General features: G+C 64.6%; 17 protein-coding genes. 4 read left to right on the top strand and 13 right to left on the bottom strand.

Going from position 1 to position 16,956, the window contains the following annotated elements:
• Window positions 1–32: 32 nt before the first annotated feature.
• Together B4393_RS01860 and B4393_RS01855 are read left to right on the top strand one after the other, a co-directional pair.
• Entirely contained in the window at window positions 33–863 is an 831-nt protein-coding gene (locus B4393_RS01860; protein ID WP_078332684.1) for an SDR family NAD(P)-dependent oxidoreductase, read from the top strand.
• Window positions 864–908: 45 nt separating this feature from the next.
• Window positions 909–1,742, top strand: a complete 834-nt coding sequence (locus B4393_RS01855) for an SDR family NAD(P)-dependent oxidoreductase (RefSeq protein ID WP_078332683.1) — start codon at window positions 909–911, stop codon at window positions 1,740–1,742.
• Window positions 1,743–1,772: 30 nt separating this feature from the next.
• Here B4393_RS01855 and B4393_RS01850 read toward each other — a convergent pair whose 3' ends face one another.
• The 5 genes from B4393_RS01850 to B4393_RS01830 all read right to left on the bottom strand — a co-directional run bounded on the left by B4393_RS01850 (window position 1,773) and on the right by B4393_RS01830 (window position 7,247).
• Window positions 1,773–3,044, bottom strand: a complete 1,272-nt coding sequence (locus B4393_RS01850) for a serine hydrolase domain-containing protein (RefSeq protein WP_078332682.1) — start codon at window positions 3,042–3,044, stop codon at window positions 1,773–1,775.
• A 105-nt stretch (window positions 3,045–3,149) separates the two neighbouring features.
• Entirely contained in the window at window positions 3,150–4,421 is a 1,272-nt protein-coding gene (locus tag B4393_RS01845; RefSeq protein ID WP_078332681.1) for a serine hydrolase domain-containing protein, read from the bottom strand.
• 87 nt (window positions 4,422–4,508) lie between these two features.
• Window positions 4,509–5,369 carry a glycine betaine ABC transporter substrate-binding protein gene (locus tag B4393_RS01840; RefSeq protein WP_078332680.1) on the bottom strand — a complete coding sequence of 287 codons (861 nt, stop codon included), beginning with the start codon at window positions 5,367–5,369 and terminating at the stop codon, window positions 4,509–4,511.
• Between the two features lie 6 nt (window positions 5,370–5,375).
• Complete coding sequence (locus B4393_RS01835; RefSeq protein WP_070935929.1) at window positions 5,376–6,572, bottom strand: NAD(P)-dependent malic enzyme; 1,197 nt, start codon at window positions 6,570–6,572, stop codon at window positions 5,376–5,378.
• Window positions 6,573–6,635: 63 nt separating this feature from the next.
• A complete protein-coding gene (locus B4393_RS01830) occupies window positions 6,636–7,247 on the bottom strand; it encodes a MarC family protein (protein WP_070935932.1) in 612 nt (203 codons plus the stop codon).
• A gap of 93 nt (window positions 7,248–7,340) precedes the next feature.
• On the opposite strand from B4393_RS01830, the gene corA reads away from it, so the two are divergent.
• Window positions 7,341–8,435: a magnesium/cobalt transporter CorA gene (gene corA, locus B4393_RS01825; RefSeq protein WP_078332679.1), complete on the top strand. Its 1,095-nt coding sequence runs from the start codon at window positions 7,341–7,343 to the stop codon at window positions 8,433–8,435.
• A 4-nt stretch (window positions 8,436–8,439) separates the two neighbouring features.
• On the opposite strand, the gene B4393_RS01820 is transcribed toward corA, so the two are convergent.
• The 6 genes from B4393_RS01820 to B4393_RS01795 all read right to left on the bottom strand — a co-directional run bounded on the left by B4393_RS01820 (window position 8,440) and on the right by B4393_RS01795 (window position 14,113).
• Window positions 8,440–9,045: a suppressor of fused domain protein gene (locus tag B4393_RS01820; RefSeq protein WP_078332988.1), complete on the bottom strand. Its 606-nt coding sequence runs from the start codon at window positions 9,043–9,045 to the stop codon at window positions 8,440–8,442.
• An 11-nt stretch (window positions 9,046–9,056) separates the two neighbouring features.
• Window positions 9,057–10,232 carry an ABC transporter ATP-binding protein gene (locus B4393_RS01815; RefSeq protein WP_078332678.1) on the bottom strand — a complete coding sequence of 392 codons (1,176 nt, stop codon included), beginning with the start codon at window positions 10,230–10,232 and terminating at the stop codon, window positions 9,057–9,059.
• A 2-nt stretch (window positions 10,233–10,234) separates the two neighbouring features.
• Window positions 10,235–11,077, bottom strand: coding sequence for a carbohydrate ABC transporter permease (locus B4393_RS01810; protein ID WP_078332677.1), 843 nt, complete (start codon window positions 11,075–11,077; stop codon window positions 10,235–10,237).
• Complete coding sequence (locus B4393_RS01805) at window positions 11,074–11,973, bottom strand: carbohydrate ABC transporter permease (RefSeq protein WP_078332676.1); 900 nt, start codon at window positions 11,971–11,973, stop codon at window positions 11,074–11,076. Before B4393_RS01805 ends, B4393_RS01810 begins: the two co-directional genes overlap by 4 nt.
• Window positions 11,970–13,394, bottom strand: a complete 1,425-nt coding sequence (locus tag B4393_RS01800) for an ABC transporter substrate-binding protein (protein ID WP_078332675.1) — start codon at window positions 13,392–13,394, stop codon at window positions 11,970–11,972. Before B4393_RS01800 ends, B4393_RS01805 begins: the two co-directional genes overlap by 4 nt.
• A 197-nt stretch (window positions 13,395–13,591) precedes the next feature.
• On the bottom strand, window positions 13,592–14,113 hold the full coding sequence (locus tag B4393_RS01795) for a YflT domain-containing protein (protein ID WP_078332674.1): 522 nt from the start codon (window positions 14,111–14,113) through the stop codon (window positions 13,592–13,594).
• 158 nt (window positions 14,114–14,271) lie between these two features.
• On the opposite strand from B4393_RS01795, the gene B4393_RS01790 reads away from it, so the two are divergent.
• Window positions 14,272–14,961 carry a DUF4190 domain-containing protein gene (locus B4393_RS01790; RefSeq protein WP_078332673.1) on the top strand — a complete coding sequence of 230 codons (690 nt, stop codon included), beginning with the start codon at window positions 14,272–14,274 and terminating at the stop codon, window positions 14,959–14,961.
• Here the strand turns inward: B4393_RS01790 and B4393_RS01785 are convergent.
• Together B4393_RS01785 and B4393_RS01780 are read right to left on the bottom strand one after the other, a co-directional pair.
• Window positions 14,958–15,920: an HpcH/HpaI aldolase/citrate lyase family protein gene (locus B4393_RS01785; RefSeq protein ID WP_078332672.1), complete on the bottom strand. Its 963-nt coding sequence runs from the start codon at window positions 15,918–15,920 to the stop codon at window positions 14,958–14,960. The genes B4393_RS01790 and B4393_RS01785 overlap by 4 nt on opposite strands.
• A gap of 23 nt (window positions 15,921–15,943) precedes the next feature.
• The gene (locus B4393_RS01780; protein WP_070935947.1) at window positions 15,944–16,894 is read right to left on the bottom strand and encodes an oxygenase MpaB family protein; all 951 of its coding nucleotides are present in this window, start codon (window positions 16,892–16,894) and stop codon (window positions 15,944–15,946) included.
• Window positions 16,895–16,956 lie beyond the last annotated feature (62 nt).

The following is a 16,956-nucleotide window of genomic DNA, read 5'->3' as shown; positions in this document are numbered from 1 at the left end:
GGCTCACAACGTAAATCTGTCAGGAGTGCCCCATGGAGGGTTTCAGCGGCAAGGTCGCAGTAGTCACCGGCGCCGGTTCGGGAATCGGACGCGCGTTGGCCGTCGAACTCGCGAGATCAGGCGCCAAGGTCGCCATCAGCGATATCGACAACGAGGGCCTGGCTGAAACCGAACGCCAGATAAAAAGCCTCGGCGGTGATGTCAGATCCGACCGCCTGAATGTCGCCGAGCGTGAGGCCTTCTTGCTCTACGCCGACGTCGTCAAAGAACACTTCGGCAAGGTCAACCAGATCTACAACAACGCCGGTATCGACTTTCACGGTGAAGTAGAAGCCAGCCAGTTCAAAGACATCGAGCGCATCATCGATGTCGACTTCTGGGGCGTCGTCAACGGCACCAAGGCCTTCCTGCCGCACCTGATCGCCTCCGGCGACGGCCACGTCGTCAACGTCTCGTCGATCTTCGGCGTCATGTCCTGCCCGGGCCAAAGCGCCTACAACGCAGCGAAATTCGCTGTACGCGGCTTCTCCGAGTCGCTGCGCCAGGAAATGATCATCGGCAAGAAGCCCGTCGCGGTCACCTGCGTACACCCCGGCGGTATCAAGACCAATGTGGCCCGCAACGCCACCATGGCCGAGGGCTACGACCCCGCCGAGTTCGCGAAGTTGTTCGACCTGCTTGCGCGAACCAGCCCCCAGGCCGCCGCCCGCATCATCCTCACCGCCGTACGCAAGAAGAAGCCACGCGTGCTCGTCGGGCCGGATGCCAAGGTGATCGACGTCCTGGTCCGGCTGACCGGTGCGCGTTACCAGGATCTGTTCGCTCTCGGCGCGCGGTTCCTGCTGCCCAAGCGCTCCCACTGACCCATTACTCTGACTATTTGACAGTCGTCTAACAAGGAGACACTTATGGAAGGCTTCAGCGGCAAGGTCGCCGTGGTCACCGGCGCCGGTTCGGGAATCGGACGCGCGTTGGCCGTGGAACTCGCGAGATCGGGCGCCAAGATCGCCATCAGCGACGTCGACACCGAAGGGCTGGCCGAAACCGAACGCCAGGTGAAGGCCCTGGGCGCCGAAGTCCGCGCGGATCGACTCAATGTCGTTGAGCGCGAAGCCTTCCTGCTCTACGCCGACGCCATCAAGGAACACTTCGGCAAGGTCAACCAGATCTACAACAACGCCGGCATCGCCTTCCAGGGCGAGGTAGAGGAAAGCCAGTTCAAGGACATCGAGCGCATCATCGATGTCGACTTCTGGGGCGTCGTCAACGGCACCAAGGCCTTCCTGCCGCACCTGATCGCCTCCGGCGACGGCCACGTCATCAACGTGTCCAGCCTTTTCGGCGTGCTGTCCATGCCCGGCCAAAGTGCTTACAACTCAGCCAAATTCGCCGTGCGCGGGTTCACCGAGTCGCTGCGCCAGGAAATGATCATCGGCAAGAAGCCGGTCGCGGTCACCTGCGTACACCCCGGCGGCATCAAGACCGCCATCGCGCGCAACTCCACCGCCGCGGAAGGCTACGACGTCAAGGCCGGGGCCGCGATGTTCGACAAGTACCTCGCGAACACCAGCCCCGAGGCCGCCGCTCGCATCATCCTCACCGCCGTACGCAAGAAGAAGCCACGCGTACTGGTCGGTCCCGACGCCAAGATCCTGGACGTGGTCGTTCGACTGACCGGGGCCCGCTACCAGGACATCTTCTCGCTGGTGACCCGCTACGTTCTGCCCCGGCCGAGTAAGTAAACGTCCCCGTCGATCATTCGCGCTGCCGCGTCAGCGCGCCGCGCGAATGATCGACGGCAGGAACGTACCGATGACGGTCTGATCGAACACCATCGTGCTGGGCAGCCGGTTGTGCACGATCGCGACCGAGATCTTGCGTTTCCGGTCCGCCCAGCCAAATGAGCCGCCGGCGCCGATATGCCCGAAGCCGCCACCGATCATCGGCACTGCCAGGGAGTGATATCCCCGGTGCCAGCCCATCGGCAGCCCCAGCGTGTGGTCGATCTGGTAACTGGGCTTGCGACCCAGCCCCTTGGCGATCTCCGGCGACAGCAGCCGTACTCCATCCACGCTGCCGTCACCGGCCAACGCGGAGTACAGCTTGGCCAGGGCAGGTGCGGTGCAGCAGGCACTGCCCGCCCCACAACGCAGGTCCATCACCTCCGCACTGGCGTGTCCGTCATCGGCCAGCAACCTCTCGGCACCCGGCTGATACAGCGTCGACGCGGCCCCCTTGGCGCCGGGCATCTTGTCGAGCACACCCATGACCGGAGGGGCCGTGCGACGGATGAAGCCGGATCGGGCGACCCGATCCAAATATGGTGTCAGCGCGGCAGATTCCGAAGGTGCACCCACGGGTGGGCGCCCCATGTAGATGCCGTCGACACCGAGCGGCTCGGCCAGCTCGGTGCGATACAACTCCTCAAGGTCCTTGCCGGTAACGGCCTTGGCCAGCCGTCCCATGAGCCAGCCTATCGACAAGGCGTGGTACGCGGGCTTGCCGAAGTAGCGGTCCACGGGGGCCGCGGCCAGCCGGTCCGCCATCAAGTCCGGGTCGAACATCTCCTCGTAGTTGTGCGCGATACCCGTCAGCCGCGACAGACCCGCGGTGTGCGACAGGATTTCATCGACAGTGATCGTTTGCTTGCCATTGGCGGCGAATTCCGGCCAGTACTTGGCGACCGGTTCGTGGTAGTCGAGGAGCCCGCGGTCCACGAGCCGGTGGACGATGGTGGCGGTCACACCCTTGGACGCCGAGAAGATCACCGGTGCAGTGTCACGCGTCCACTGCACGCCCTTCTGTGCCAGCCCAGACCACAGGTCGAGTACCGGCTCGCCGTCCACGTATACACAGATGGCGCCACCACCGACGCGGTACCGGGCGAAGGCGAGCGAGAAGACGCGCACCACCCCCCGAAACTCGGGACGCGCCCATCCATTCACCCCCGGCGGAAGCTCCATGCCGCGCTCCAGCGGCGGGTACGCGAAGGGCGGGCGGAAGGGTTCTGCGGCCGCGTCATCGAGGCCGTGCGGTTGTGCCATAAGTAACACTGAGTACCAGGTACTTGGCATCAAGACAAGAGCTGTCGAGTAGATGTCAGGACAGATACCCAATCGGGGCTCGCCGATTAGGGGAACGTCACGATGTCAACCGACAGCCTTGATGATCTGGGGCCACAAGAACGCAAACGAGATCTGGTCGAGCGCCATGGTCAACGGCAGCCGGTTGTGCGCGAAGCCGACCGCGATCTTGCGCTTCGGGTCCGCCCATCCCATCGACCCACCCAGCCCGATATGGCCGAAACCACCGCGGAATCCGTTCATGGGCAACGACATGTATCCCAGGTGCATCCCCATGGGGAACACGATGGTGCGGTCGATGCTCAGATTGGTCTTACGAGCAAGCCCGGCAACAGTTTCCGGCGAAAGAAACTCGCGGCCCTCGACGCTGCCAGCGCCCGCCAGCGCGGCGTACATCTTGGCGAGCGCGGGCGCCGTGGCCACGGCATTGGCGGCGGGTGCCTGCATGTCGTACAGAGCCGAGTTCAGCGTGCCGTCGTCGGCGAGAATCCGCTCCATGCCCGGCTCGTACATCGTGCCGATGGCACCCTCGAAACCCGGAAGGCGATCAACGGCGCGGATCACCGTCGGCAGCACCCTGCCCACCACGGGCTTGTTCGCCACCGAGTCCAGGAACGGGTACATCGAGGCAGCCTTGGTCGGTGAGGTGCGCGGCGGCCGCCCGAGGTGGATTCCGTCGACCCCAAGCGGCTCGGCGATCTCGGTCCGGAACAGCTCACGCATGTCCTTCCCGGTGACCGATCGGGCCAGCCCCGCGAGCAGCCAGCCGAAGGTCAGTGCGTGATACGCGCGCTTTCCGTAGAACTTGTCGACCGGTGCCGCGGCCAGGCGCTGCTCCATCAGCTCGTGATCGACGACTTCCTCTGCGTGGTAAGCGATTCCCTCAAGGCGCGAAAGCCCGGCGCGATGATCGAGCACCTGTCGGACCGTGATCGAGGACTTCCCGTTGGCGCCGAACTCCGGCCAATAGCGTGCAACCGGAGCGTCGTAAGAAATCAGTCCGCGATCAACCAGACGGTGGATGACCGTTGCGGCGATACCCTTCGACGCCGAGAAGACGAGGGCGCCGGTGTCTCGCGTCCAGCCCTGCCCGGCGGCCGCCGCGCCCGCCCAGATATCCAACGCCGGTTCGCCATCGACATAGACGCTCAGACCGCCGCCACCGAGACGGTACTTGGTGAACATCCAGTCGAAAGTCCGGACGACAGCGGACAGCTCGGGCCGCGCCCAGCCCTCTACTCCCTTGGGCAGCCGTAATCCGGGCTGGTCACCCGGATACAGTCCGTCGCTACGTACAGGTGCTGTGGCCGCAACATTGGGGCCCAGTGGGATCGCCATAGTGACATTTAGGTACCACGTGTCAAATAATCGGGTCAAGTCACAATCTGATTGCCTGCCACGTTTACGCAGGTCGCGGGGCGGTTGCTAGCCGCGCAGCAAAATCTGATGATCGTTGAGCCACGTGTCCACCACGCGCTGCGGGTCTCCCCCGCCGGATACCTCGCGCGTCATGGTCGAAAGATCGCCGGTCGTGAGCTCACCGGCAACCTTGTTGAGCGACAACACTTGTGGTTCGGTCAGCTCATTGCGGCGGTAGAGGGGAACGACGTTATTGGCCGGAAGCCAGTTCTTCCCATCATCTAGCACCGTGACCCCGTCGACGGGCAGGTTCTGGCTGGCCGTGCTGGTCCAGGCCACCGCAATCTCGCCGCGTTTGAGCGCCGCGAAAAGTTCACCGGCCCCGGCGAATTGACGGGGGGCACCGGTATCGCAGGACCCAATACGCGGAACCGGAACGGGCCCCTGACCGACCTGCCCGCTACGCAGCAGCTGATCACAATGCCGAACGAAGGCCGCCAGCGTCGGCTTGGACGAGGCGCCCGGGGACGCGGCGACCGCCAGCGCCGGACGATCCGCGGCCGTCCCATAGTCGGCCGCGGCGACACCCGCGGGCAGCGCAGCGATCATGGCCGTGTACGTGGCCTCCTCGTCACCGGTGGGCCGCTGCTGCGACGCGAATTGCCGCAGCACTCTGCCGGTGAACCCGGGTGCGACGCTCGCGATCCCGGTGTCTAATTCTGCTACGGGATCAGCACTCTCGCGCACCCTGGTGTCGATACCGGTTGCCCGCACCACCGCCGCATAGATATGTGCAAGCACCTGATACTGCGGGTCATTGGTCGTCACCACCGTCAGATACGGTGCCGGACCGTGGTTTTCCGAACAGCCGACGAGAACGGCCGCCGCCGCCAGCAGCCCCGCCGTCCATACGCGAGAAATGAACATCGACGGCTAGGCGCTGCCCGATCCTCTTCGCGTGGACGGCTCATCGACCTCGTGCGCAACAGCCTGCACGGCGGCCGCCACGGCCGGTCCGACGCGCGGGTCCAGCGGGCTCGGCACAATTTTGTTGGGCGCCAGGTCCGGTTCCACAACCGAGAAAATCGCCTCGGCCGCAGCCACTTTCATCCGCTCGGTAATCTTGGTGGCCTCGGCGTCCAGTGCCCCGCGGAACACACCGGGGAAGGCCAGCACGTTGTTGATCTGGTTCGGGAAGTCGCTGCGTCCCGTCGCCACGATCGCGGCGTACTTGGCCGCGATGTGGGGGTGAATCTCGGGATCGGGATTGGAGCACGCGAAGACAATGCTCTCGTCCGCCATGGTCGCGATCAGCGACTCATCGACCTTGCCCGCCGAAACACCCAGGAACACATCGGCACCCGCGAGCGCCTCGGCCTGTCCCCCGGTGAGACCACGCGGGTTGGTGCGCGCGGCAAGGTCGGCCTTGAACTCATTGAGGTCATCGCGGCTGGTGTGCACAATGCCCTTCGAGTCCAGCACCGTCACATCGGTGATGCCGTCTGCCAGCAGGATGTTGGCGCACGCGACACCGGCCGCGCCCGCGCCGGAAATGACCACCTTGAGTGACTGCTGATTGCGGCCCAACACCCGCGATGCGCCCATGAGCGCGGCCAACACCACGATGGCGGTGCCGTGCTGGTCGTCGTGCATGACGGGGCAGTCCAGCGCCTCGATCACGCGCCGCTCGATCTCGAAACAGCGCGGCGCCGAGATGTCCTCCAGGTTGACCGCACCAAAGGTGGGCCGCAGACGGATCAGCGTCTCGACGATCTCGTCGGGGTCCTTGGTGTCGAGCACGATCGGGATGGAGTTGAGGCCGGCGAAGGTCTTGAACAGCGCACTCTTGCCCTCCATGACGGGCAGTGATGCCGACGGACCGATATCGCCCAGACCGAGCACGGCGCTACCGTCGCTGACCACCGCGACCAGACGGTGCGCCCACGTGTATTTCTTGGCCAGGCTGGGGTCGGCGGCGATGGCCCGCGAGACCTGCGCGACACCCGGGGTGTAAGCAATCGACAGCGCACGCTGGGTATCCAGCGGCGACTTGAGCTCTACCGACAGCTTCCCGTCGATATGTGCTTCGAAAATCTCTTCATCTGTCACAACAACGTCGGATGCGGTCACAGCGTGAGACTACTGGCCGAGGCGGAGGTCACTTCTGGCGACTCTGGAACTGTGAGCAGCCCGTTACGCACCCGCCACGAATCCGCGCACCGACTCGGCGATCATCTGCACCGCGATGGCGGCCAGCAACAGACCGGCTACCCGCGCCAGCAGCATGATTCCACCCTCCCGCAGCACCCTGATCAGCACCGTCGAGAACCTCAGGGTCAAATACAGCACCACATGCACGCACAGGATCGCCGCACCGATGGCTAGGTAGGTACCCACCTGCCCCTGCGCCTGACGGACCGCGATGATTGTCGCCGCGATGGCTCCCGGCCCCGCCATCAGTGGGGTACCCAGCGGAACAAGAGCCACATTGACCCCACTATCGGCGTCATGACTGGTGGCCCCACCCATCAACAACGACAAACCCGTGATGAGCAGCAGCAGACCTCCCGCCCCCTGCAGCGCGGGAACCCCGATATGCAGGTAGGCCAGAATCGCCTGGCCTCCGATCGCGAACATCGAGATGACCGTCAACGAGACCGCGGGCGCCTGCCACGCCGCACGATGCCGTTCGGCGGCCGGCTGCCGTCCCGTCAGCGACAAGAAAACAGGTACCGCACCCGGAGGGTCCATGATGACCACGAGGGTGATGAACACTGAGGTGAACACCGCGATATCGAATGCCACGACGTCAGTCTCCCAGGCGGTGCCACAGGTTCACGGGTTACCATCGCGCAGCACGGTTCCGCAGAATTGGTATGCGAGCAGGGAGCCCACATCATGGCGCGATTTCCGTCGGTCACCCCGTCGTCGTTGCGTTCGCCCATCCGCGGTCGTGAACCCGAGACCGATGCCAAACGCATCCCCGTTCCCCTCGCCCGGGCCATCGTCGACTGCGCCGTCTATGTCGACGGGGTACGGCTGCCGGGCAAGTACACCCCGACCGCCGCGCTGGAAAAGGTGCGCTCGCTGGATCGCGGGTTCGTCTGGGTGGGTCTGCACGAACCCGACGAACACCAGATGGAAGCGGTCGCCCAACCTTTCGGCCTGCACCGGCTGGCCGTCGAAGACGCCGTGCACGCACACAACCGCCCCAAGCTGGAGCGGTACGACGACACCCTGTTCTTGATTCTCAAGACCGTTAATTATGTTGAGCACGAATCGATCTCCTCTGCCCGTGAGATCGTGGAGACCGGCGAGATCATGATCTTCGTCGGCGGCGACTTCGTGGTGACGGTGCGCCACGGCGACCACAGCGGGTTGGCGAAGGTACGCGCGCAGATGGACGCGGATCCCGATCACATGCGGCTGGGCCCATACGCCGTCATGCATGCCATCGCGGACCGCGTGGTCGACTCCTATATGGAGGTGTCCGACCTCGTCGAGACCGATATCGACGCGATGGAACAGAACGTCTTCTCACCACGATCCAGCACCGACATCGAACACATCTACATGCTCAAGCGCGAAGTCGTGGAGTTGCGTCGTGCGATCAGCCCGCTCACGAGCGCACTCAGCAAGCTGACCCAAGACCACAACGACCTCATCACCAAGGAAGTACGCCGGTATCTGCGTGATGTGCTCGATCATCAAACCCACGCGGCGGACAAGATCGGAAGCTACGACGAGTTGCTTACCTCCCTGGTGAACGCCGCACTCGGCAAGGTGGCCATGCAGCAGAACACCGATATGCGCAAGATCAGCGCCTGGGTCGGTATTGCCGCATTTCCGACCATGCTCGCCGGTATCTACGGCATGAACTTCGAGCACATGCCCGAGTTGGCCGAACCGGCTGCCTACCCGACCGTCCTGCTCGTCATGGTCGCCGTGTGCACGCTGCTGTATCGGAACTTCCGCAAGAACGGGTGGCTGTAGCGCGTTAGCTCGGCTGGGCGTGGGCGCGTGACGGATCCATCACGTCGATATCGGCCTGCAGCCACGCATCCCGGAGTGCGTCGGCTCCCTTGAGTCGAACCCAGGCGGCCTCGTTAGCGGTGATGGGTACCGCCGCCAGAAATCGGACCGGCGAGAGTGGCTCGGGCAGTGGAAGATCCGGGACATCGCCGGCTTGCAGCAGCACCGCGGTGAAGGCCTGCCTGTCCGGGTCGTCCCAGAGCGGCTGGCCGAGGTCGACAAGCGCATCATCGGTGAGCACCAGACCCTCCACCGCAGGCGAAGCCGCCAGCACCGCAAGAGAACGGGCCAGGCCCGGGAAAACATTGCCGCGCAAGCTGATCAGCACCTCGGCCCGCGGCCCAAGCTGTTCGGAGGCCAGCATCTCCCCCGGGTCGGACATCGGATATCTGCAGGCCCCCACCGAGGCGAAATGGGTCAGCCCGGCGTCGTCGGGACCGTAGCGCAGCAGCTCATACGGCTCGGAACCCAGGAAGGTGACGGATGCCGAATCCGGCTCCCCCGCACCGCGACCGGTGAAATAGCCGGCCAGATGCGCATGTACCGTGCGGACAATCTCGTCCGAGTTCATTCCCGCGCTGTTCACGCGCCGGCGGCCGCCAGGGAAAGGTTCTCCCCCGAATCGGCATCGAATATCACCAGCTTGCCGGTATCGATGATCAGCTCGATGGGCTGTCCCGCGACTACCGTGGACGCCGCCGAAAGCCTTGCCACGAACTCGTTGTCGGTGACTTCCGATTCCTGCGCGAGCTCGGTCAGCTCGTCCGAATGCGCCGCGCCGCCCTCGGTGGTGAAGTGCACGTACTTGTCCGAGCCCAGCGACTCGACCACATCGGCATTGACCGTGAGCGTCAACCCGGTGATCCGCTTGTAGGTGTCGACCAAGGCGGCATCCTCGAACTGCTCGGGCCGGATGCCCACAATCACGTCACCGGACTGCTTTTTGGCGGTGATGCCCGCGTACACGGCGGCATCGAGCGTCACCTCACCGAAGGGCAGCTGCACACCCACATCGGTGAGCGTCGCCGGAAAAAAGTTCATGGACGGCGAACCGATGAAACCGGCGACGAACAAGTTGGCCGGTGTGTCGTACAGCTCCTGTGGTGCGCCCACCTGCTGCACCTTTCCGCCACGCAGCACCACCACCCGGTCCCCGAGCGTCATCGCCTCGGTCTGGTCATGCGTGACGTACACGGTAGTGGTGCCCAAACGCTTCTGCAGGCGCGCGATCTCGGTGCGCATCTGCACCCGCAGTTTGGCATCGAGGTTGGATAGCGGCTCGTCCATCAGGAACGCCTTGGGGCTGCGCACGATCGCTCGCCCCATCGCCACCCGCTGTCGCTGACCACCGGACAGGTTGGCGGGCTTGCGGTCCAGATAGTCGGTCAAATCCAGGATTTTCGCTGCCTCGTCGACCTTGGCGTTGATATCTGCCTTGCTCATCTTGGTCAGGGTCAGCGGAAAGGCGATGTTCTGGCGCACCGTCATATGCGGATACAACGCGTACGACTGGAACACCATCGCGATATCGCGGTCCTTGGGCGCCTTCTCGTTAACCCTCTCGCCGGCGATGGTGAGCTCTCCGGAGGAGATGTCCTCAAGTCCGGCAATCATGTTCAGCGTCGTCGACTTACCGCAGCCGGATGGCCCGACCAAGATGATGAACTCACCATCGGCGATGCTCAGGCTGACGTCCTGTACCGCAGCGGAACCGTCCGCATACGTCTTGGACACCTGGTCGAGCACTATCTCAGCCATCGCTAACCCTTCACTGCGCCGGAGGTCAATCCGGCGACGATCCGTCGTTGAAATATGAGCACGAAGATGATGATCGGCACCGTGATGACAATGGCGCCGGCGGCAATCGATCCGGTGGGCTCCTCGAATTGCGAACTACCGGTGAAGTTCGCGATGGCCACGGGAGCCGTGATGGACCGGTCGGTGGCCGTCAGTGAGATCGCCAGCAGCAGGTCATTCCAGGCGAAAATGAACACCAGGATCGCGGATGTGACGATGCCCGGGGTGGCCAGCGGGGCAATGACCTTCCAGAAGGCCTGTGCCGGCGTGGCGCCGTCCATCTTGGCGGCCTTCTCCAATTCCCAAGGGGTCTCCCGGAAGAAGGCCGAGAGCGTGTAGATGGCCAGGGGCAGCGCGAAGGTGATGTACGGGATGATCAGTCCCGGCCAGGTGTCGAAGAGGCCGAGAGAGCGCTCGATGTTGAAAATCGGTGTCACCAGCGAAATCTGCGGGAACATCGCGATCAGCAGGGCCGCTCCGATAAGCGCCTTCTTGCCGGGGAAGTCCAGCCGCGCGACCGCATAGGCCGCCATGGTGCCCACACTCACGGCGATCACCGTCGCGATGAGCCCGATGCCGATGGAATTGACCAGCGCCGAGGTGAAGACGTTGCCGCTGAAGATGCCCCGGTAGTTGTCCAGCGTCATCGGCCACGGAAAGAACTTGCCGTCCTTGACCGACGACGACGGCTTGAGCGACAGGCTCAGCACCCACAGCACCGGAACCAGGGCGTAGCAGAGCACCAGCACATCGGCGATCACCCAGCCGGTCAACTGGCGGGCCCGGCGCGGATCCTGCGTGCTCATCGTCCGTCCTCGCCGTCCGCGGTCGGCGCCGAGGCTCCGAAACCCTTGATGAAGATGAAGGCGATGAGGGCCACACACAGGAAGATGAGGACGCTGATGGCCGAGCCAAGCCCGACGTTGAAGGCCTTGAACAGGTTGTCGTACCCCAAAATCGATACCGATCCCGTGTTGTTGCTGCCGCCGGTGAGCACGTAGATGTTGTCGAAGATCCGGAAGGCGTCCAAGGTACGGAACAGCAGCGCGACCAGAATCGCGGGCTTCATGATCGGGATGGTGACGCGAATCAGCCTGCTCCAGCCGTTGGCGCCGTCGACCTGAGCAGCCTTCAGCAGATCGTCGGGCACCAAAGCCAGACCGGCCAGCAATAGCAATGCCATGAAGGGGGTGGTTTTCCACACCTCGGCCAGGATCACCACCGCAAGCGACGGAATCTGTTGTGTCAGTGGCGCGCTGCCCGACGGGAGCAGGTTCGCCAGATAGCCGGTGCCCGGCGTCCACGCGTAGTACCAACTGTATGACGCTGCCACGGTGACGATTCCGTATGGGATCAGCACGGCGGTGCGCACCACGCCCCTACCGAAGATGGTCCTGTGCATCACCAACGCCAGGGTCAGTCCGAGCGCGAGCTCGATGAGCACAGAAATCACGGTGATCACAAGTGTGACGACAAGGGCGCTCCACCAATATCTGTCACTGAGCACAGTGATGTAGTTGTCGAACCACACGAACTTGCGATCCTGCGGGCTGGCGAAGCTGTACTTCTGCACACTCAGCCACACGGCGTAGCAGATCGGATACGCGGTGACCGCCAGCATCAACAGCGCGGCCGGTGCGATGAGCAACAGCCCGAGCCTGCGTTCGGCCTTCTTGCCTTCGGAGCTTGTCGTGGGGGTCACGGGATCAGCCCCCGTCCATCGACGGCCTTCTGCACCTGATCGGTCAGCTGGTCAGCGGTGTGCTCCGGATCGATCGCGGTGATCGGTGCCAGTACCGCGGATACCCGGGTCGAGATGGCTTGGTAGTACGGCGAGGCGGGACGCACCGCGGCATTGGCCAGTTGATCGCGAATGATGGCGTACGCGGGGTATTTGGCCTGGAACTCGGGATCGTCGTACAGGGACGAGTCGACCGCGGGCAGTCCGCCCTCGATGGCTGTCGCCTTCTGATTCTCCCGGCTGCGCAGGCAGTTCAGCGCTTCGAAGGCCTGCGCCTTGTAGCGCGTCGTTCTGGCGACCGCGATGTTCAGTCCGCCGATGGTGACCTTGGCGGGCCGTCCCGCCACCACAGACGGAAACGGGGCGAAACCGAGCGCCGCACTGGCCGCCTCGAAGGCGGCGGCGAACTGCTCATCGCTCGGCTCGAACCGGCCCGCGCCGCCAATCGCGCCCGTCAGGTCCGGCCGCCGATCCAGACGCAGGAAGGGAACTCCGCCCTTGATGGCGTTCTCCATCATGCTGGCCATCACGAACGGCCAATTGATCTCAAAAGCCGCCTTACCCTGCTCAAACGCCAAACGCGCAGTGCCCTCGTCGGTCTGAGTGATCGAGGGATCCGCACCGTCCGCCGTCGCAATCGATTTCATGGTCCGCAGCGCGGTCACGGTGGCCTCCCGGTGCTCCGGGGTATCCGTCAGTGTCACCGTCTTGCCGTCGCCCGCCAGAACAGAGCCGCCCGCACTCGCCAGCAGTGTGTTGAACAGAACCACCAGGCCCTCATACTGCTTGCCTTGCAACGCAATCCAGCTAGGCCCGCCCGACCGTGCGAAGGCTTCGGCCTCCTGCACCGTCTGATCCCACGTCGCGGGAGGTTCGGGTACCAGATCCTTGCGGTACCACAGCAGCTGAGTATTGGTGCTCAACGGAGCCGCGTACAGCTTGCCCTTCCAACGGGCGCTCTCCAGCGGGCCCGCGAGGGCATCACGTTGCGCGGCGGCCTCGGTCACGCCCGCCGGGTCATCGGAAAGCGGTAGCGCCCAACCCGCTTCGGCGAACTCCGCGGTCCACACCACGTCCATACCCATCAGGTCCAGGGTGCGGTCGTTACCGGTCAGTCGCCGCGCAAGCTGCAATCGCTGCTCATCGGCCCGCTTCGGGAGGCTGACCTGCTGGATGGTGAACCGGCCACCCAATTCCCTGTTGCATCGCTGCGCGGCAGCCGAAAAGGTCCCGGCCTCGCTGGCCGGCGTGTAGAAGCGGATGACGACCCCGTCGTCGGAGCGAGCACATCCGGTTAGCGAAGCCAGCGTCAGGCAGGTCAGCAGGGTCGAGCCCAGCGCCACACCCTTCCGTCGGAACCATCCGGCCGACGACTCCAGCACGACCGCCTCCTGGTCCGTTGACGTTGCTCGGCACCTCCGCGTGCCGGCACGGCGGGCACTCCCGTCCCGCGCGGCAACCGTAGAGCGAAAACCAGGTGACATGCAACATGTTCGGTGCGAGTGTCCCACTGTCCACCCGGCTCAGCACCCAGCGGCAACACCGCAGGCCAGCGCCATACGGCGCGTGACCGCCCGGCCTAGATAGCGAGTTTGGCCAACATGTCGCGCGCGGCCTCAGCCTGCGCCGGCTCGCACAACACGTCATAGCGCCCCGCGACAAGCTGCATCGTCGACGCGAAATCTCTTGTGCCCCTCGTCATGGCGTAGGGCACCGCGGCGGTGACCAAGCCGAACACCAGACCGACGGTGAGTCCCACCACGAGTGATCCGGCCAGATTTGTGCTGAACATCCCCAGCACCAGGCCTATGAACAAACCCAGCCACGCGCCGCTGAGCATGCCTCCACCGAGCACCTTGGGCCAGGAAAGCCTGCCGGTTACCCGTTCGACCTGCATCAGATTCACTCCGACGATCGTGACGTTCTGGACCGGGAACTGCTCGTCAGATAGGTAGTCAACGGCGCGCTGAGCCTCGGCGTATGTCGGGTACGAGCCGATAGGCCAGCCCTGCGGCGGTGTCGGCAGAGATAACGACGAAGACAACGGGGAACGCTGTGACGTCGAGCGCGGTGGTTGCCCGGGGGTGAGCGGTTGTCCCACGAGTTCGATCCTCCTGGAGAGTCGGCGGCGCACGGTGGCGCTCTAGCTAGCACTTATTTAACGCCCAGGGACATCAGTTGGTGACCCTTTGACCGCGACCTGCGACTTTCCCACCCGCGGCACGGCCGACAGACCCCGCAATACGCTAGGTTTGCGCCATGACTACCCCGGGTAACGAACACTCCGGCGCCAGCCCTGACCCCTCGTCGGGATACGAATACCCGTCCCTGGAGAAGTCCGCCCCGCCGGCCGATGCCGCGTCCACGGCGAGCCAGGCGCCGCCAAACGTCTCACCGGCCTGGGAAACGCCCGGGGCTCCTCAGTCCTACCCCGCGTACCCGAGTTACCCGAGCGCCACGTATCCCAGCGCTGCCTACCCGACCGCGCCGCCCACGTATCCCACCGCGCCTCCGCCGTATCCGACGGCACCGCCCGCGTACCCCCAGTACAGCCAGGGCTATCCGTCCTATCAGCCCGGGCAACCCGGCGCCTACCCGCCACCGGCGGGCTATCCGGTCGCGGGCGGGTATCCCGGATATCCGGCCCCCGGGTACGCGGACCCGTATGGGTACGGGGCGTATGGGCCGACCGCCGGCACCAACGGGCTGGCCATCGCCTCGCTGATCACGTCGATCGCGGCCATCGTCACCTGCTACCTGGGAATCATCCTCGGTATCGTCGGTGTCATCCTGGGCGTCATTGCGCTGAATCAACTCAAGACCAGACAGCAGGACGGCAAAGGCATCGCGATTGCGGGCATCATCCTGGGCGCGGTGATCCCCGTGCTCTGGATAGTGGTTCTCATCATCATCGCCGCTGGGAGCAGCGGCACATCGGGGTCCTACTAACCCGTCGGCGGCTCGTAAGGGGGCGCCTGCCGCGCCATACCCGCGGCGCGCCCCTTGCCCGCGATCACCAGCGCCATCTTGCGGCTGGCCTCATCGATCATCTCGTCGCCGAGCATCACCGCACCGCGAGCACCGCCGGCCACCGAGGTGTGCCACTCGTAGGCATCCAGGATCAGTTCGGCTCTGTCGTAATCCTCTTGGCGCGGGCTGAATATCTCGTTGCCCGCCTCGATCTGGGCGGGGTGCAGCACCCATTTCCCGTCGAAACCCAGCGCGGCCGAGCGGCTTGCCGCGACCCGGAACGCATCGACGTCGCGCACCTTCAGGTAGGGGCCGTCGATGGCGTCGATCCCGTGCGCACGCGCGGCAACCAGGATGGTCATCAGCACATGGTGATACGCCTCGCCGTCATAACCGGGTGGCTGCTCACCCACCACCAGCGTGCGCATGCCGAGGCTGGCCATGAAGTCGGCCGGGCCGAAGACGAGCGAGCGCACCCGCGGGCTCGCCGAGGCGATCGCGTCGATGTTGGTGAGCCCTTCGGCGTTCTCGATCTGTGCCTGGATACCGATGGCACCCACCCGCAGCCCGTGTGACCGCTCGACCTGGGTCAGCAGCAGATCCAGCGCTGTCACGTGCGAGGCATCGGTGACCTTGGGCAGCAGGATGTTGTCGATGTTGCCGCCGGCCCGAGAAACGACCTCCACGACGTCCGCGTAGGTCCATTCGGTGGTCCAGTCATTGACACGCACCGACAGCAGCTGCCCGGACCATCCCGGGGCGTTGAGCGCCTCGGCGATGCGCTGCCGCGCCTCGATCTTGGCCGGGGATGCGACCGCATCCTCGAGATCCAGGAAAACCTCGTCTGCCGGAAGGGTTTTCGCCTTGTCGATCATCTTCTGGCTGCTACCGGGAACAGCCAGGGTGGTACGACGTGGGCGGTACGCGGGAGCCGTCACAGGTAGTCAGCGTAGGCGTCGCCCTATGCGGTGGCCCGCCTCCCGTACCGCTCCTTGGCCTCGGCAGGGGTGACGGTGACCGTGCGAACCGGCGCCTTGGCTGCGTGGAAGTCACGCAGGGTCGTCGCTGTCATCGGTAACTTGGCGAATCGCGCAATGGAGTCTTCGATCGCCGGAACGCTGGCGACGGACATCGCTGCAGATACCAACGGCCGGTACGCCACATCGACAATTCCAGGCTGGTCGAATTGGCCCAGTTCCCGCATCCAACGCGGCAGGGTCGCGATGGTCGCCGGAGCCATCAGCCGACTGACCGCCCAGAACCGCAGATTGCTGCCCGACCGCGGGGTGCGCAGCAGGTAGTGCATGGCGTGCTGCGCGCGCTCGGAGGTGCACAGCGTGGGACGCATCTGCGCGAAGTACTCGCGAACCTCGTCACGCGACCGCGGTACATCGGCCGGATTAACGGTCTGCAGCTCGGCCGCGGTCACGCACTCGGACCAGTAACGGTTCTCGTCGGCCTGACTCAACGGCCCGGGTCCGAACATCTCGTAGCACTTGAGCACCGAATGCCAGCCCGTCACATGGATCCACAGCTGCGAGGCCGGGTCGTTGGCGCTGTAGCGCTTTCCGGTCACCGGGTCGATTCCCTTGGAACGGGCATGAACCTTCTGCAAGTGCTCGGAGGCCTCGATCGCGGTACGCGAATCGGCGGTCGCGACGATGAGGAAGTAGGCGAGGGTTCCGTCCATCCGCCCCCGCGGATCCCGATAGATACCCGCCGAATCCGCCACCGCGGCGGCCAGGTGGGGCTCGAAATGTTCCAGCACCACCGAGCGCTGGAAACCGATCAGTGCGGTGGGGCTGCTCCACACCTTCCACGTCGGCGAATCCGGCCCAAAGAATCCGTAGTCCTCACGGGGCCGATCGGAGCCAAGCTCCCAGTGGACGGCGACATCCGGTGATGCGGTCATGCTGCAACGCTATCAATTCATTACGTTCACGTCTAGATACTGACCGTCAGTCAGATGACGCG

Origin of the sequence: Mycobacteroides franklinii, from assembly GCF_002013895.1 — a bacterium.
GTDB classification, from domain to species: Bacteria; Actinomycetota; Actinomycetes; order Mycobacteriales; family Mycobacteriaceae; genus Mycobacterium; species Mycobacterium franklinii.
The sequence above is the reverse complement of the archived record's forward strand: the minus strand, read 5'-3'. Positions and strand labels throughout refer to the sequence as shown.

Excerpts from the sequence above, each read along its gene's own strand:
- B4393_RS01860 (WP_078332684.1), top strand. The coding sequence starts at position 33 with ATGGAGGGTTTCAGCGGCAAGGTCGCAGTAGTCACCGGCGCCGGTTCG.
- B4393_RS01855 (WP_078332683.1), top strand. The coding sequence starts at position 909 with ATGGAAGGCTTCAGCGGCAAGGTCGCCGTGGTCACCGGCGCCGGTTCG.
- B4393_RS01850 (WP_078332682.1), bottom strand. The coding sequence starts at position 3,044 with ATGGCACAACCGCACGGCCTCGATGACGCGGCCGCAGAACCCTTCCGC.
- B4393_RS01845 (WP_078332681.1), bottom strand. The coding sequence starts at position 4,421 with ATGGCGATCCCACTGGGCCCCAATGTTGCGGCCACAGCACCTGTACGT.
- B4393_RS01840 (WP_078332680.1), bottom strand. The coding sequence starts at position 5,369 with ATGTTCATTTCTCGCGTATGGACGGCGGGGCTGCTGGCGGCGGCGGCC.
- corA (WP_078332679.1), top strand. The coding sequence starts at position 7,341 with ATGGCGCGATTTCCGTCGGTCACCCCGTCGTCGTTGCGTTCGCCCATC.
- B4393_RS01820 (WP_078332988.1), bottom strand. The coding sequence starts at position 9,045 with ATGAACTCGGACGAGATTGTCCGCACGGTACATGCGCATCTGGCCGGC.
- B4393_RS01815 (WP_078332678.1), bottom strand. The coding sequence starts at position 10,232 with ATGGCTGAGATAGTGCTCGACCAGGTGTCCAAGACGTATGCGGACGGT.
- B4393_RS01810 (WP_078332677.1), bottom strand. The coding sequence starts at position 11,077 with ATGAGCACGCAGGATCCGCGCCGGGCCCGCCAGTTGACCGGCTGGGTG.
- B4393_RS01790 (WP_078332673.1), top strand. The coding sequence starts at position 14,272 with ATGACTACCCCGGGTAACGAACACTCCGGCGCCAGCCCTGACCCCTCG.
- B4393_RS01780 (WP_070935947.1), bottom strand. The coding sequence starts at position 16,894 with ATGACCGCATCACCGGATGTCGCCGTCCACTGGGAGCTTGGCTCCGAT.